At 68.4% G+C, this 940-nt stretch carries 2 pseudogenes; both read right to left on the reverse strand.

Features of this window, described 5'->3' with window-relative positions:
• Positions 1–491 (reverse strand): annotated as a pseudogene (locus tag AZG88_RS52870) (hypothetical protein); the annotation flags it as partial.
• Positions 492–552: 61 nt separating this feature from the next.
• Positions 553–882, reverse strand: a pseudogene (locus AZG88_RS50495) (aldolase/citrate lyase family protein); the annotation flags it as partial.
• Positions 883–940: the final 58 nt, after the last annotated feature.

Below are 940 nucleotides of genomic sequence, written 5' to 3' on the forward strand. Positions count from 1 at the left end.
GTGATGTCGAGGTCGTCGAGGTCCGCGCCGATCCCTCCGTCCGCCACCGGTGAGCACAGCCCGTCGAGGCTCACCGAGGTCACCCAGGTCTGCACCGGCTGGTCCGCGAGCATGTGCGGATGCGGCAACGGGAGCTTCTCGGGCAGCGACAGTGCCTGCCCGGGCGGCAGGGTGATCCGCCACAGCCCGAACGGTGCACCCTTCTCCCCCACCGCCGCAGCCGCGGCACTGTCACCAGTCAGGAGTGTGGGCTGCCCGTAACCGAATTCGAGCATGCCAGCCGATGCGAGGTAGGCGGCGCGTTGATCGATCGAGACCAACCGGTGGGCGTTGTCGAGGTCCTGCGCGTCCGGGACGCGGGTCCAGCCGACAGCGGGTTCGAGGTCTCCCCGCGGCGGGCCGTCCAGCGGTGGGACCGAACCCGGTGTGGTGACGACGATGCCTTTGCCGCTGCGGGTGCGTTCCCGCTTGATCCTGTCGACGAGGGCGGCGCGCCGATTCGACGAGTGCCATAACGGGGGTCCGAGCCGGCAATCGGGCGGCGGTCGCGGTGACGTGTTCTGCCGACTCGCATTTGGCGAGCATCACACCCAAGAACCCGGGTGTTGCCTCGAGTGCGTCGAGGTCGCTGCTCCAGTCCTCGGTGCCAGCTGGGTTGACGCGGACCCAGCCGGTGCCGCCGCGAGAGAACCAGAGGTGGAGGGCTTCTCGTGCCGTGGGTCTCGCGGAGGGGACAACACCGTCTTCGAGGTCGTAGATCACGGCGTCGGCTGCTCCGGTGTGTGTTTCGGTGAAGTGCCTGCTGTGTGCTGCGGAGACGAGCAGCCACGATCGGGCATCGGCGGCGGGGATGTCGGTACGGTTCTGCGGTGTCGATGCCATGGGGGTCCTCCGGTGGGTCGTCGTTGTTCTATCGGGACAGCCATCCACCGTCGACGGA

The organism is Rhodococcus sp. LB1 (genome assembly GCF_001583455.1).
Taxonomy (GTDB): domain Bacteria; phylum Actinomycetota; class Actinomycetes; order Mycobacteriales; family Mycobacteriaceae; genus Rhodococcus_F; species Rhodococcus_F opacus.